11 protein-coding genes are annotated in these 14,447 nt (G+C 58.3%); 5 read left to right on the forward strand and 6 right to left on the reverse strand.

Going from position 1 to position 14,447, the window contains the following annotated elements; all coding sequences use genetic code 11:
• Nucleotides 1-62 precede the first annotated feature (62 nt).
• The 4 genes from DHV10_RS05570 to DHV10_RS05585 form a co-directional block, all read right to left on the reverse strand.
• Entirely contained in the window at nt 63-1,217 is a 1,155-nt protein-coding gene (locus DHV10_RS05570) for a M24 family metallopeptidase (RefSeq protein ID WP_109485267.1), read from the reverse strand.
• Between the two features lie 99 nt (nt 1,218-1,316).
• Nucleotides 1,317-2,735: an L-fucose/L-arabinose isomerase family protein gene (locus tag DHV10_RS05575; RefSeq protein WP_204101331.1), complete on the reverse strand. Its 1,419-nt coding sequence runs from the start codon at nt 2,733-2,735 to the stop codon at nt 1,317-1,319.
• Nucleotides 2,736-2,768: 33 nt separating this feature from the next.
• Nucleotides 2,769-2,987, reverse strand: a complete 219-nt coding sequence (locus DHV10_RS05580; protein ID WP_109485268.1) for a hypothetical protein — start codon at nt 2,985-2,987, stop codon at nt 2,769-2,771.
• A 9-nt stretch (nt 2,988-2,996) separates the two neighbouring features.
• Nucleotides 2,997-4,757 carry a sodium:solute symporter family protein gene (locus DHV10_RS05585; protein ID WP_338042572.1) on the reverse strand — a complete coding sequence of 587 codons (1,761 nt, stop codon included), beginning with the start codon at nt 4,755-4,757 and terminating at the stop codon, nt 2,997-2,999.
• 466 nt (nt 4,758-5,223) lie between these two features.
• Here DHV10_RS05585 and DHV10_RS05590 point away from each other — a divergent pair, with 466 nt between their 5' ends.
• Nucleotides 5,224-6,441, forward strand: coding sequence for a pyridoxal phosphate-dependent aminotransferase (locus tag DHV10_RS05590; protein ID WP_109485730.1), 1,218 nt, complete (start codon nt 5,224-5,226; stop codon nt 6,439-6,441).
• Nucleotides 6,442-6,530: 89 nt separating this feature from the next.
• Here the strand turns inward: DHV10_RS05590 and DHV10_RS05595 are convergent, their stop codons facing one another.
• A complete protein-coding gene (locus DHV10_RS05595; protein WP_109485269.1) occupies nt 6,531-6,791 on the reverse strand; it encodes an energy transducer TonB in 261 nt (86 codons plus the stop codon).
• Between the two features lie 101 nt (nt 6,792-6,892).
• Here DHV10_RS05595 and DHV10_RS26900 point away from each other — a divergent pair, with 101 nt between their 5' ends.
• The 3 genes from DHV10_RS26900 (at nt 6,893) to DHV10_RS05605 (ending at nt 8,213) form a co-directional block, all read left to right on the forward strand.
• Nucleotides 6,893-7,180: a hypothetical protein gene (locus tag DHV10_RS26900; protein ID WP_162601222.1), complete on the forward strand. Its 288-nt coding sequence runs from the start codon at nt 6,893-6,895 to the stop codon at nt 7,178-7,180.
• Entirely contained in the window at nt 7,181-7,393 is a 213-nt protein-coding gene (locus DHV10_RS26905) for a hypothetical protein (RefSeq protein ID WP_162601223.1), read from the forward strand.
• A 319-nt stretch (nt 7,394-7,712) separates the two neighbouring features.
• On the forward strand, nt 7,713-8,213 hold the full coding sequence (locus DHV10_RS05605; RefSeq protein WP_109485271.1) for a GAF domain-containing protein: 501 nt from the start codon (nt 7,713-7,715) through the stop codon (nt 8,211-8,213).
• Between the two features lie 79 nt (nt 8,214-8,292).
• Here the strand turns inward: DHV10_RS05605 and DHV10_RS05610 are convergent, their stop codons facing one another.
• Nucleotides 8,293-11,541 (reverse strand): TonB-dependent receptor, encoded by a 3,249-nt coding sequence (locus tag DHV10_RS05610; RefSeq protein WP_109485272.1) that lies wholly within the window; start codon nt 11,539-11,541, stop codon nt 8,293-8,295.
• Between the two features lie 448 nt (nt 11,542-11,989).
• On the opposite strand from DHV10_RS05610, the gene DHV10_RS05615 reads away from it, so the two are divergent.
• The gene (locus tag DHV10_RS05615) at nt 11,990-14,422 is read left to right on the forward strand and encodes an ABC transporter permease (protein ID WP_239461298.1); all 2,433 of its coding nucleotides are present in this window, start codon (nt 11,990-11,992) and stop codon (nt 14,420-14,422) included.
• Nucleotides 14,423-14,447: the final 25 nt, after the last annotated feature.

Below are 14,447 nucleotides of genomic sequence, written 5' to 3' on the forward strand. Positions count from 1 at the left end.
AAGCTGGGACGCAAACTCCCGGCTCTTTCCCACGCTAGGTCATAGGAAACTCGACCACTGCGTCACCGCTCCAGCACTCCCGCCGCCGGATATACCTTCCCATTCACCTCAGCCTCAATCACCGGCAATTCCGTCGTCGCCGTCAGCCACTCAATCTTCCCATCCCGCAGAATCACCGTATCCTCCGCCTTTCCGCCGCGGATACTCGGATTCCACGCAAACGCCTGTTTGTCCACCACCGTCTCTTTTCCGTTCGGCGTGGCCACCCACTCGCGTTCCCCATATCCCGTCGGCCCACCCTGGTGATGAAAGCACTCCTCACCCGGGAACCCCTCCGCCGCATACGCCGCCTGTGCCACCTTGAACAGGTCCCGTGAAGTCGCGCCGACCCTGGTCGCATCCAGCAGAGCCGCATTCACCTGCGCCGCCGACTTGAACCTCTCCTGCAGCTCTGCCGGCACCGCGCCGAAATGCAAAAAGCGCGTGATCGAGATGGCCAATCCCCACTTGCGCGTGCACAGATTCAGCATCGCATACTTGTCGAGCTTCGCTCCCCGCGCCACCGCATGTTTGTACTTGTAGATCCGATCATCCACCGCATACAGATACACCGAAGGCAGAATGCCGCGCTTCAACAGATTCGCCGCCGTAATCGCCTCCAGGTCGTACTCGCTCATGCCACGCTCTACCTGTTTCAGCGATTCCACCGTAGCCGCTGCCGTATTGGCACCCAGACACCGGTACCGCGCAATCTCGCTCTCGCTCAACGACGCCCGCAGCGGATGAAGGTCCACCGCAATTGTCCCAGGCACCGGTGTGTCGCAACCCAGCGGGCCGCCCGCCAGCTTCGCAGCGGTCGCCGCCGTATCATCCGCGAACCATGGAAACAGGACCGGCTCAAAATCCAGTGCCCCAAATTCTTCATCCTGCAGCCGTGGCGCCTCGTTCTCCGTAGTGAAGTAGTACCGCTTCCCTTCCGCTGTAATGAGCAGCGACGCCACCCCGGTCTCACTCGGCGTCAGCACGCGCACTTCCACTGCTCCGCCCGTCACCCACGCGACGTTCTCATTCCGCCGGATCAGAACCCCGCTCAAGCTCTCGCGCCGTAACCATTCAACAAGCCGTGCCTGCTTCTCTTCCAACTCCGCATTCCACGCGGCCTCAGCGACAATGGTCTCGCCGCCCACCACTAGCGCCTTCCCAATCCTCTTCGCCATCTCACCCACCTTCCCCAAACAAACTCAAGGGACCAGACCAGCTACTCCTGCGCAGCCACGCCCCGGTCCCTCGTCACCTTGTTCTTTCGTTCCCTGCTTCTATTCTCCTGGGTGGTAATAGCTCTCCCATCCCAGATACCGCGCCGCCTCGTGGATCGACCTCGAAACGTCGCTGAAGTTCGCCGCCACGTGATGCTCGAATCCCTCGCGGCAGATATGCTTCAGCAGCTTCTGCAGTTGCGGAATCTCCGCCACCCCCGCGCCGCCAAAGGTCTCCAGCGGATCCTCCGTGAACCGCCCCGCGCCCGTATAGCCGCGCACGATCCCGCGCCGGTCGTCCGTCGAGTAGCGCGCATAGCTCATCACGCCCGGCTTCACGCGACCGACGCATGTGCCAAACGTATTCAGTTTGCCCACCGTGCCCGCAATGATTTCCTGGTAGTCCATCTTCACGTCCTGGAAGAAATGCTTGGGCAGGTTCGAGCAGTGGAAGCATACGCACTTGTTCGGATCGCTTCCGTAATTGTTGTTCCAGTCCAGCAGCGCAGAAGGCGTCTGGCTCGCCAGCGTCAGCATGTACATGCTCAGCGTACCCGGCACATCTACTTCGCACGCCGACGGAATCAGCTCATTCGACATCATGCTCATCACAGTGCATGGCACCACGCCGAAATATTCTTCCATCGACGTCCAGCACTGCACCGCGCTGATCGTCACCGGAGCCGTCTTCATCCAGTTCTCGATCACCGCTCCCAGCTTCGCCATCTTCAGCAGCGCATCATCCGGAATCCCCTGCGTCGTCACATACTTCTTGATCGCCGACAGCTTCGCCTGCGCCGCATCATCGTTGTCCTTCATCCGGTTGATGCGCCCGAAGATCTCCGACAGATCGATCGTCTCGATCGTGATCCCGCTCGTCTCGAAAATGCGCTCTGAATAACGAACCGTATTGAACGCCGTCGGCCTCGCGCCAATCGCGCCGATGCGCAGGTTCTTCAGCCCCTTCACAATGCGGCAGACCGCAGAGAACCACTCAAGATCCGCCTTGAACTCCGCCGAGTTCACCGCCTCCGTGTGCAGCGTCGTCAGCGAGTACTCAATCTCGTACTGCATCATGTTGTTGCAGCACGACATCTTTCCGCAGAAGCTGTCGCGACGAGTCGCAATCGTCATCGCGTCCGACCGGTCGGGCGTAGCCTGCACCAGAACTGGAACCTTCAGCCCCGACAAGCGAATCGCATCCACAATCCCGCGCTCTTCGCCGAAGTTTGGCAGCGTTACGATAATGCCGTCAATCTCATCCGCGTGCTTCTTGAAAAGCTCCGCGCAATGCTGCGCCTCGGTGTAGGTCTCCACCGCTCCGTACTTCGACTGCTCGGGCCCCAGCACAATCGCCGTTGCTCCCACGCCCTGAAGCACCGACAGAATCTCTTCCCGCCCCGTCTTCGCCAGATGGTCCGGAAAAAATCCGCGATTCCCTACAATTACGCCAAACGTCATCTTTCTTTCTGCTGCCATCTTTCAAGCTCCTTGTAATGCCGCATTAACTGATTAACCGTTGCGGCCCGGGCGAAAGCGAATACCGTAAAAAAGGCCGAGTATCAACATCCCGCCGCCCCACCACACTGGAGCATGCAGGTTTGCCAGCACCACGTTTGCCACGTGTCCCGTCGCCAATTCGTACAGGCCGTAGCAGAAGATCATCGCTCCATATACCGTGAGCAGAATCCCGATAAAGAACCAGATCGAACTGTGTCCTGATGTGCTCATCTCGTCTCCCTACCAGAAATAGATATTCAGCGCGCAGAACATTACGGTTGCAACCGCCGTCCAGAACCACTCGTTCTTATAGATCGGTACGGGCTCTTCCTCAGGAATCTTTGTAGCTCCATAAACGAGTCCTTCGAGTTCTGCAGCGGGCTTAGGCTTGGTCGCCATGCTCACAACCACGTTCACCAGGATGGCGACGATGACCGACCACAGAGCGCGATACATGTTCTCCGCCATATCCTTCGCATCCGGCGAAAGCGCCACGTACCGCAGGGCATGCGGATCAGCCTTCACCCACGCCCACAGGCCAACCGACGTCAGAGTTCCCAGCAGCAATCCCCAGAAGCCGCCCGCCTTCGTCGCCCGCGTCCAGAACATTCCCACCAGCACCACGCCCAACAGCGGCGAGATAAAGAAGCTGAAGAGCGCCTGCACGTAATCCATGATTCCCGCTGCGCTCATCACCAGGTACGCAGTCCCGATCGAAACCACGACACCCAGAATCGTCGCCCAGCGACCCACGGTCACTAGGTGCTGATCGCTCGCATCTTTCTTGATCAGCGGCTGATAGATGTCGTAAGTCCACACCGCCGAAAAGGCGCTGACATTCCCCGCCATGCCGCTCATAAAGCCCGCGATCAGCGCCGTGATTCCCAACCCCAGCAATCCCGGAGACATGTACCGCACCATCATCAGCGGCAGCACCTCGTTGTAGCTGTGCAGCCCTGAGCCCTCCGTTGCCAGGTTCTGCGGAACCAGGTGCATCAGCGTGCCGTTCGGATTCTGCAGCACCACCAGCCCCAGCAATCCCGGGAGAATAACGATGAACGGCACCGCCATCTTGAAGAACGATCCAATAATCGGAGCCATCCGCGCCGACCGCAGGTTGTGCGCCGCCAGCACGCGCTGCACGACCAGAAAGTCGGTCGTCCAATACCCAAAACTGATTGCGAAACCGAGCCCGAACACGATGCCCGTCCAGTGGATTCCCATCGGGTTATCGGTGAAGTGCCCCATGCTGCGCCACATGTGCGTGTAGTCGCCCTGCCCAATTGCGCCCGAAGCAATGTTCTGTGCCAGCCGCGCCTTGAAGCCGTTCCAGCCGCCCGTCTCCACCATGCCCAGGATCGGAACCAGCAGCGCACCGCCCCAGATCAGCATGAACTGCAGCACTTCATTGAAGATTGCCGACCGCAATCCTCCCAGCGCCACATACGCGGCAACCGCGAGGGACGAAACTATGATCGAGAAGTTCAGGTCCCACCCGAGCACCACCTTCATCACCTCGGCCATCGCGAACATGTTCACGCCGCTCATCAGCACCGTCATAAACGCGAACGAGATCGCCGAGACCACGCTCGCGCCCTGCCCATACCGTAGCTTCAGGTATCCCGGCACAGAGTGCGTCTTGCACACGTAGTAGAACGGCATCATCACCATGCCGAGAAACAGCATCGCCGGGATTGCGCCGATCCAGTACCAGTGCGCCGCAAGAATGCCGTACTGATAGGCCGATCCAGCCCAGCCCATCAATTCCAGCGACCCCAGGTTCGCGGAGACAAAGCTCAACCCCGCAATCCACGCCGTCATCTCGCGGCCGGCCATGAAGAACTCTTCGCTCGTGCTGGCCTGGCCCTTAAGGTAGAAGCCGATCCAGATCACCATGGCGAAGTAGATCACGATCACGGCGATATCAAGCGCACCCAGTCGCGCCAGCGGAGAAGCCGCCATTGCGAGATGCGAGTGCGCATTAATTAGGGGAAGAGACATACCGTTTGCTGCAACCAATCCGAACATTCCCTCACCTGAATGTCATCATTAAAATCAAAAACGCCGTTACCTCTCGCGCGCAAGCTAAATGGCTTTAGTTGAGGCTTGCCGACCCAATCTCGAAGCTGACATGGTCTCTCGTTGCACACTCTTGTTTATTCGCGCCGAACCTGACCCACTTTTCCGGGATACGTTTTCTCGACGGAGTCTAACACAGCCGGGTATCCGCGCAATAGGAGACCCGCCCTTCCCATCCGCACCCTCCAACGGACTGCTCTGATCGCCCCTTCCCGATCCGCATTTATCTCCCGCAAGTGCATTTCTTCCTTGTTTCTTTATGCATGCCAGCGCTACCTTCAGTTATGGGATCCTTCCCCTTCCCAATTACTTGCGTATTCCGTCTCGCGTCACCTCGCCGCGCTCGGCTTTCTGTCCCATTCCAATTCCAACCAAAGGAGTCCTGCCGATGTACCCGACCGTCGACCCTATAACTCCGACTGGAATCTCCCGCCGCAACTTCTTCCGCTTCGCCGCCGGAGCCTCCGCGCTGGCCAGCCTGCCCATCCTCACTGAAGCACACCTCGCCTACGCCGACCGCCCCAAATTCGCCGACCCCAACAAGGGCATCCACATCGACGCCAACGAGAACCCCATGGGCCCCTCCGAAGCGGCGCGCAAGGCAATCCTCGACATCACTCCCCGCGGCGGCCGCTACCTCTTCACCGGCGAAGAAGAACTTTCCGAGATCTTCGCCAAGCAGGAAGGCCTCAGCGTTGATTCAGTCGCACCCTACGCCGGCTCGAGCGAACCCCTTCATTACACCGTGCTCTCCTTCACCAGCAAGGACCGCCCTCTCGTCGTCGCCGATCCCGGATACGAAGCACCTATGTGGGCCGCCCAGGTCAGCGGAGCTCCGATTCTGAAAGTTCCTCTCGCCGATCCCACGGGCGAAGCGCGTCACGACATCAAGGCGATGCTCGCCGCGTCTACCAACCCCGGCGTCATCTACATCTGCAACCCTAACAACCCTACGGGCACCTGCACCCCGCGCTCTGACATCGAGTACGCCGTCGCGAATGCTCCCAAAGACACCGTCATCCTCATCGACGAGGCCTACATCCACCTCTGCGATGCACCGCGATCCCTCGACTTCGTGAAGGAAGGCAAGAACGTTATCGTTCTCCGCACCTTCTCCAAGCTCTACGGAATGGCCGGCATTCGCATGGGCTTCGCCGTCGGTCGCCCCGATCTGCTCAAAAAGATCTCGAGCTTCGGCGGAATGAATGCCCTTCCCGTCACCGCGGTCGCCGCCGCCAAGGCTAGCCTGCTCGACGCCGATCTCGTGCCCACGCGCAAAAAGATCATCGCCGACACCCGTGCCGAAACATTGGCATGGCTCAAGAAAGAGGGCTATGCCTGCACGCCGTCAGAGAGCAACTGCTTCATGCTCGATGTCCGCAAGCCCGGCAAAGAGGTGCAAGCCGCGCTCGCCGCCAGAGATATGTATGTCGGCCGCATCTGGCCCGCATGGCCCAACAGCCTTCGCATCACAGTCGGTACGCCGCAGGAAATGGCAGCCTTCCGCAAGGACTTCACCGCGGTGATGAACAGCAACACCGCCGCCTTCGTCGCCCCCAAGCTGCCGAAGCGCCTGCAGGACCACCCGCACACTCACCTCTCCTGACAAAAAACGACCTCTCAACCAAAAGCCCCGTCCTCGCGACGGGGCTTCTCTGTTTGCTTTAAAGCGGCTGGCCGCGTCCAGCAAAAATCTCAATAAAGACTGTCGTATCCGATCGTGACGTAGATATCGGCGACGACCGGCTCCGCTCCACATCTGGCGGGCTCGAATCTCCACTTTTTGAGCGCCGCTAGAATGGCTGCATTTTGTGCGGGTCCGACGCTTCCGACAATCTCCGCATTGCTGACCGCGCCAACGGTGTTAACCGTCACCTGAGCGTTCGTTTCTACCCTCCCATGCCGAGAGTGATCAGGCGGTGGGACTGGCTGATCCAGAATCTTCGGTCTCGTCATGTCTGGGCATACTCGACGCTCGATCGCGTTCGGCGGGGGATTGAGAAGCGCCGATCAAGACGCGATTCTTGCAGTCCGGTTATGACGGCGGAGATCTGCGGATGTCCGTTCTTCGAAGACTCAAACTTGCGTGGATAGCGATGTCCTCCAAAAGCAACGAAGTCGCTGAACTCGGTTCGGTAGATGTCGTCTTGCTTGTAGCCCTCAAATCTCCGAGTCTCACTCACGACATCATGCGTGGCTGCATCAACACAGACCTCAAAATGTTCGCGCTTGAGCTTTGGATCAGGGTTCTGTGCATCCAAGCAGCTCATTTGCAATCCGCCTGCTACTCGATGCTTCTCTTCCCGTACTGCGAGCTTCTCGTACACGCTACCCACGTGAAGTAGATGGACAAGATCATCAATCTGTTTGGGCGTGAAATCAATGTTCCGCACGGTGTACGAGTGTTCTCCGTTCTGGAACTTGACTTGTTCGAATTTACCCATCGACACCCGCGTCCACCAACGATCTTTGGATTCCCACCTGAATCGCAGATGACCTTGAACCGGGGCGTCCAACTGGACGACGAAATCGACATCCATGAGAAGAGGAAAGGTTGAATCGTCCAGAAGAAAGCCCTGTCTCCCAACTGCATCGGCCAGACTATTAGGAGGTGGCCCATCCAGAGCGAGCCCGAAATTGGAACCCAACACTATTGCGCCCATAAGCAGCACATCTCGGACCACAGCTACCCCCTGGTACACCTTACGATCTCTAGCTGTTTGGATTCGACCGTATCCTAACAGATTTCAAATGGCATCCGCTTACCACAGGATTTCAACTGCAGCGCTCACATAATCCGGCGACACGTATGGCTCACCTGCGCTATCCTCCCACTTACCTGGCGCAGTTCATCCCCAGCTCTATCGGAGCGCTGCCATGCAGACACCGCCCATCCCCTGCAACGAAACCGACCGCCTCGCCGCTCTTCACGCCCTCAACATCCTCGATACTCCCCGCGAAGAGCGCTTCGACCGCCTCACCCGCTTGGCCCGCCGCATCTTCAACGTCCCCTACGTCACCATCAGCATGATCGACATGCATCGTCAGTGGTTCAAGTCCGTCCAGGGGCTCACCATCTGCCAGACCTCGCGCGACATCTCCTTCTGCGCGCACGCCATCCTCTTCGACGACATCCTCTGCGTCGAGAATGCCCTCAAAGATCCGCGCTTCTCTGACAATCCCGTCGTCGTCGGAGACCCAAAGGTCCGCTTCTACGCCGGCTGCTCTCTCAATGTGAATGGCTTCAAAGCCGGCACCTTCTGCATCTTCGACAGAAAACCCAGATCGTTCACCGCCGAAGATCACCACTTCCTCAAAGACCTCTCCATTCTCGCCGAGAAAGAACTCGCTAAAGCACCGCAGGTCCCTCCCGCCTGACCCGCGACCGGCTCCAACTTGTACAGCAAAAAAACCGGCCGCCCGAAGGCGGCCGGCTTCACTCGACAACTCACTTCCGTCAGAAGGTGACCTTCAGCGCCAGCTGCGTATTGAACGGCTCGCCCGCCCCAATGCCTGGTGCGCCATTGAAGTCTCCGATTGTGTCGTACAACTGCATCGTGCTGATCGTCGCCTGGTTTGGGTTATAGCTGCCGCTCGCGCCGCCCAGCGGCGGAGCGAAGTTCGTCCGGTTGAAAATGTTGTAGAACTCCACCCGGAACTGCGTATTCACTCGTTCCCCGATCTTCGTGTTCTTGAAGACTGAGAAGTCCACGTCTCCGAATCCCGGAGATGCATAGGCATTCCGTCGCGAAGTGCCCCACGTCCCGTCTGCCGGATCTGCAAACGCGTCCTGATTGAGCCAGTCCGCTCCCACCTTCTGCTTTTTAAATCCGGAATACGGGTTCGCCAGAACCTGGTTTGCGCGCTGGTTACCCTCGCCCGTGTTATCGGTCTGATCATCAGTCAGCACTGTGAACGGCAGTCCGGTGTGGAATGCCCAGACGCTGTTCAACTGCCAGCCGCCCGTGATCGCTTTGTGTTCCGCGAACCCGGGTACGTCGTAGCTCACTTCGCCCACAAATGTGTGACGGGTGTCGAAGTCGCTCTGTCCGTAATCACCCTTGAAGTTTGTGCTGTCCTGCGGGAGCGCACCGCGGTACGCCGTAACGTCATCGAATGCGTGTGACCAGGTGTAAGCGCCCTGCACCGAAAGGTGATGGAAGTTCGTCGCCCGCAGAGTCGCCTGCAGCGAGTTGTAGTTCGAGTTTCCAATGCTCTGGATCTCGTTGATGTTTCCGTAGACAGGGAACGCGCTGTAATACGGCCGGCTCGTCTGATCTACGCCTTCGCCATTTGGCATGCTCTGATTCAGGTCGATGATCGACAGCAGATGACGCCCTTCGCTGCCTACATAACCAAGTTGCGCAATCACGTTCGATCCGACTGACTGCTCAATCTGGAAGTTGTAGTTGATGTTGTACGACGGCTGGAACTTCTTCTGCACCGAGAAGACGCCGCACGGACTGTCCGGAAGGCATGTCGGCGCCGTGGCCGATCCAAACGGATCCACACCCGGCTGCCATGTGTACTGATTCTTCGAGATAGCGAATACCGGGCTCGCTCCCGCCGGATTGCTCTCCAGTCCGTTTGGTGCATTGTTACCGGGCCGATTATCCAGGAACGGATTGATATTCGGCGTGTCGTAATAAATGCCGGAGCCTGCGCGAACCACGGTGTGCTGTTTCGCTTGGTACGAAATTCCCACGCGAGGGCTGAAATTCGTGTACTTCGGATCGTATACCGACGAAATCTTGTCCCCCTGGAACACGATCCCGCCCAGTTCCGGCCGGAACACCGACAGGTCCTTCTTACTGTCGTGCAGAGGACCCTCAAAGTCCCACCGCAATCCGAAGTTAAGGTTGAGGCTCTTCGTTATCTGATAGGAGTCTTGCCCGAAGCCAGCAAACGTATGCACATATACGAGCCGCTCCGGATTCCCCAGAGTGATTGTCGACGTGTTCACGTCGCCGGCCAGAAAGTCCGCTAGCGCAAGAAGCCTCGCCTTCACTGCACCGTCCGTGATCGAGCCCGCCAGGACGGACTTGCTCAGGTCCCAGTTACCGCGCGCTCCGTTGAACTTGAAGTTGCCCTGCGCGTTGCGGTGATAGAACTCGTTCAGCGAAACCCGGCGGAACTCCATTCCGAACCGCGCCTGGTGTTTTCCCTTCACCCACGACACGTTGTCTGAAATCTGCCCGGTGATATCGTTGCGGCCCTCAGGAGGCGTACGTCCCGTCGAATCGAACCCCGATATCTGCAGCTTCGGGGCATTTTTGAAAGGCGAGCCGTCGATCAACCCCAGCGTGGTTACGTCATAGCCTGTCTTGTCGTCGTTGAAAATCTGGTTGAAGTAATTCACTCCGGCCACCACCTGGTTCGTCAGCGATGGACTAAAGGTCCGGTTATACGTCAGCTGCCAGTTCTGTACGTGAATTGGAGCTACTTCGTAGTAAGGCAGCAGCGCCGAGCCTACCGGTGCAACCTGGTTACCCTGCCCCCCAAACCAGTGCGCAGAGATGGAATTGTTGCTGTTGATGGTGTAATCCACCTTCGCCACGCCGTTGTAGCTGTATCCGAATTCAGGATCAGGGCTGACGTAATTTCCGACCACCGGAATGCTTGTCTCCGCAGAAGAGGTCAAAGCATAAGAAGGCCAGAGCATCGTGAGCAGTCCGCTCGAGATTGGACTGATCGTGCCTCCATTCGACTTGACGATATCCGTCGCATAACTCTGCCACAGGCCCGTCGGCTCGGTCGCCTGCTGCGGAACACCAATTACAAAACGCTGCTGCTCGTAATTCGCAAAGTAGAACAGCTTGTCCTTGAGAATCGGGCCGCCCACGGATCCGCCTGCGTTATAGTCGCGCACCTTCTGCTTCGTCGGCGTGAACGGGCTCTTCGTCCCGAACAGCTCATTTCTGTTGTAGTAGTACGCCGATCCATGCAGATGATTGGTGCCGCCTTTGAGTCCGAGCGTCGCCGTGCCGCCGGGATTCCGCCCCGTATCCGCCGAAGCATTCGTCTGAATCGAGAACTGCTCCACCGAGTCAATCGGCAGAATAATACCGGCGATTCCCGATACGCCACCCTGGTTCACTGCCGGAATGTTGTGCCAGATGTCGTTGTTATCCACGCCATCGATCTGCCAGTTGATCTGGTTCGCGCGCGTTCCGTTCAGCGACCCGTATCCGCCGGCACCTGAATTGGCAAACCCCGGTGTGAGTGTTGCCAATTGCGTGAAATCGCGGCCGTTCAAGGGCGCATCGTCCACGGCCTGCGCGTCAATGATTGTGGTCTGTGTCGTGGTCGTCGTATCCAATGTGTAGGCGTCCGCTGAAACTTCGATGGTCTCCGCCGACGACGCCACCGTCAGCTTCATCGCCTGCGTAAAGATCATGCCCGCCGATACCGACACGCCCTTCACCTTCACGCTCTGGAACCCCGATGCAGTGGCCACAATGTCGTATTTGCCGATGTTCAGCTCAGGAAACGCATATTCGCCCGCCGAGCTCGACAGCGTGGAAAGCGTAACGTTGGTCTCCTCGTTGGTCACGTCCACCTTTGCTCCGGAGATCACTGCGCCGGATTGGTCCGTGACAACGCCGTTGATTCCGCCTCGAAACGTATGCTGCGCCACGGTCGCGCTGCACAGTGCAATAGCCATTGCCAGCAAGGTAGACACACGTCGAGTAAGCCGAGTAAGCATCACGCTTAACCTCCAGAAAGTCGAATGAGTTGTCCTTTTGTGCGCCGCGTAAAAATGCTGCCGCGAAGAAAACGGCGCTAAATCACCCGCACGAAACCCTTATGTTTTTTGGAGAATTTACAAGGATGGAGAGATGGAAGATGGGATTCCATTCCCAACTGTAGTTTGCAATCAAATAAGGAATCAATGAGGATCGGCACAAAACCCACAAGCCCAGGCCGGAATTTGTTTCCTTTTCCTCCGCCCAATGTGACCGGTAGCGCACATGGTTCCTCTTCGGCTAGGTCTCCACTGCCTATAATCCCCACACACGGTTCTACTAAGGCTTGCGCCCTCAACAGAAAATTCTTCCCTAACCGGCCCCGCAATCACACTATCCAATGGCGTAAGCGATTTCAGGTAGTTAGTCGAATTCTTTTCCATCGGCTCAGGGCATCGGAGGCTCACTTTGCGGGAATTTCGTTTTGCCACTCGGATGCTGCTCAAGCAGCCCGGCTTTAGCCTCATCGCAGCGCTTACGCTCGCACTCGGCATCGGCGCCACCTCCGCGATTTTCAGCCTGATTCAGCGAGTGCTGCTGACTCCTCCTCCGTATCACAAACCCGGTCAGCTCATGCTTGTGCCAACCGTGCGCACCGATGGAAAAGACCTGGAGCGTCCGCGCGGCTGGCCTGCCGAACAGTGGATGAACTGGAGCAAAGAAGCGAAAACCTTGCAAGGAATCGCCGGCTTCGATTGGACTTTCAACTTCCTCATTCACAGCGACGGCAGCCACTCCATGCAGGGGCTGGTTGTAACGAGAGATTATCTCCGCGTGATGGGCCTACGACCCGCTGCAGGACGCGGCTTCGCCGACGGCGATTTTCAGCTGGGACCCACAAAAGCCATCATGCTCGGGTACGAGTTCTGGCACCGCGAGTTCGGCGGAGACCCGCAGGTCATCGGCAAGACCGTCCGCATCAGCCGGTGGCCGGTCTCCCCCACGGTCATCGGAGTGATGCAGCCGGACGTTCGCTTTCTTCCATCGCCCGGCGCATCGAAAGAGCCGAACTACGACGTCAATGCCAAGGTCGACTTCTGGATCCCTGCCGAACCAGATCCCAAGAACCTGAAAGAACCCGACTGGAACGTCGTCGCCCGCCTGCGCGACGACGCCACTCAAGCCCAGGCCCAGCAGGAACTCGCCGTTCTCGCCGCACGAGAAGCACACACAGAAAAGAAGTTCGAAGGCTTTCGTCCACAGCTTCAATCGCTCACGGACGAGCAGAACCGCGACGGCCGGCGCATTCTTCTTCCGCTGCTTGGCGCAGCCGGCCTTGTGCTCCTCATCGCATGCGGCAACGCAGCCGCCCTCCTGCTTGTACGCGGTCTTCAGCGGCAGCAGGAATATGCGGTGCGCAGCGCCATGGGCATGGGCCGCGTCGCCCTGATCCGCCAGGTTCTGCTCGAGAGTCTTTTGCTCGCCGCTCTCGGCGGTGTGCTCGGGATCGGCCTCGCCTTTGGCGCAGTCAAGCTCTTCACGCTGATTGCAGGCCACGCCGTTCCCCGTCTCGATGGAGTCACAGCAGGCTGGACGGTCCTGATATGGGCGCTCGGAGCCGCATTGCTCTCTGCGCTTTTTGCAGGAGCCTTCCCCGCCTTGCGAACCCTTCGCTTAGACCCGATGGAAGTCCTCAAGAACGCGAGTCCGAAAGGAACTGCAGCGGTCGGAGAACGTCGCCTGCTTCAGGCAGTCACGATGCTCCAGACCGCGCTCACGCTTGCTTTGCTTTTCGGCGCTGGTTTGCTCATTCGCACCATGGTCAAGATTGCCGAAGTGCCCTCCGGATACAACATGAGCAAAATCCTCACGATGAGCGTGACCGAAGTGCAAGGTCGCGAGACATGGAACAGCTTCCATCGTCAGGCTCTCGAACGTGTCTCAGCGATTCCTGGCGTGCAGAATGCTGCATTCGCTTGGGGCGTTCCGCTCACTGGAAACAGCTGGCCTGCAATTATGGACATCGAAGGGCAACCTCCTGCCCTGAAAGAGAGTGACAAGCCCGGATTGCCCTTGCGCGCTGTCACCCCCGATTACTTCAACCTCATGGGGATGGCGCTGATGGATGGCCGCCAGTTTCGTTCCAACGACGATGACAAGGCGGCCAAGGTCGCCATCGTGAACGAGGCATTCGCGCAGCGCTTCTTCCCGAAAAGCAATGCTGTGGGGCGAAGGATCTGGTTCGGTGACCGCGACAAACCAGGGATCGAAATCGTTGGAGAAATCGCAAATGGCCGCACCGACGACCTTACCCAGAGGGCCTTGCCCGAGGTCTATCTTCCGCTCTGGCAAGCGCAGGCGTTCTCAAAACACCTCGTCGTTCGAACAACAGCCGACCCTCGCGCAGTAGTTGTGGACGTGGAACGCGCATTGCGTTCCGTCGACCCCACCGCTGCCATTGAAAACGTGAAAACCCTCGAGCAGATTCGTGACGACTCACTCTCATCGAGAATCTTCGCCATGAACCTCCTTGCAGGATTTGGAGCTATCGCCAGCGTTCTCACTCTGGTCGGCATTTACGGCGTACTCTCCTTATCCGTTGCTTCCCGCCGTCGCGAACTGGCCATCCGCAGCGCCGTGGGAGCGCAGCAGAAAGACATTAGCAAGCTGATCTTCGGCGAAGGATTTCGCCTGATCGCCGGAGGTGTAATCGTCGGCGTTGTGCTCGCACTTGGACTGTCAAGGGTGCTCAGGTCTTTTCTCTTCGAAGTCCAGCCTGGTGATCCCGTGACCTTGGCCTCGGTAGGGCTCCTGTTCGTTGCGGTGGGTCTGCTCGCGTGCTGGGTCCCGGTACGTCGCGCCCGCAAGGTTGATCCACTCGAGGCTCTGCGCTACGAGTAAACAATAGGAAATGATCGCTCATTTT

This window comes from Occallatibacter savannae, from assembly GCF_003131205.1.
Classification (GTDB): domain Bacteria; phylum Acidobacteriota; class Terriglobia; order Terriglobales; family Acidobacteriaceae; genus Telmatobacter; species Telmatobacter savannae.

Excerpts from the sequence above, each read along its gene's own strand:
- DHV10_RS05570 (WP_109485267.1), bottom strand. The coding sequence starts at position 1,217 with ATGGCGAAGAGGATTGGGAAGGCGCTAGTGGTGGGCGGCGAGACCATT.
- DHV10_RS05575 (WP_204101331.1), bottom strand. The coding sequence starts at position 2,735 with ATGGCAGCAGAAAGAAAGATGACGTTTGGCGTAATTGTAGGGAATCGC.
- DHV10_RS05580 (WP_109485268.1), bottom strand. The coding sequence starts at position 2,987 with ATGAGCACATCAGGACACAGTTCGATCTGGTTCTTTATCGGGATTCTG.
- DHV10_RS05585 (WP_338042572.1), bottom strand. The coding sequence starts at position 4,757 with ATGTCTCTTCCCCTAATTAATGCGCACTCGCATCTCGCAATGGCGGCT.
- DHV10_RS05590 (WP_109485730.1), top strand. The coding sequence starts at position 5,224 with ATGTACCCGACCGTCGACCCTATAACTCCGACTGGAATCTCCCGCCGC.
- DHV10_RS05595 (WP_109485269.1), bottom strand. The coding sequence starts at position 6,791 with ATGACGAGACCGAAGATTCTGGATCAGCCAGTCCCACCGCCTGATCAC.
- DHV10_RS26900 (WP_162601222.1), top strand. The coding sequence starts at position 6,893 with ATGTCCGTTCTTCGAAGACTCAAACTTGCGTGGATAGCGATGTCCTCC.
- DHV10_RS26905 (WP_162601223.1), top strand. The coding sequence starts at position 7,181 with ATGGACAAGATCATCAATCTGTTTGGGCGTGAAATCAATGTTCCGCAC.
- DHV10_RS05605 (WP_109485271.1), top strand. The coding sequence starts at position 7,713 with ATGCAGACACCGCCCATCCCCTGCAACGAAACCGACCGCCTCGCCGCT.
- DHV10_RS05610 (WP_109485272.1), bottom strand. The coding sequence starts at position 11,541 with ATGCTTACTCGGCTTACTCGACGTGTGTCTACCTTGCTGGCAATGGCT.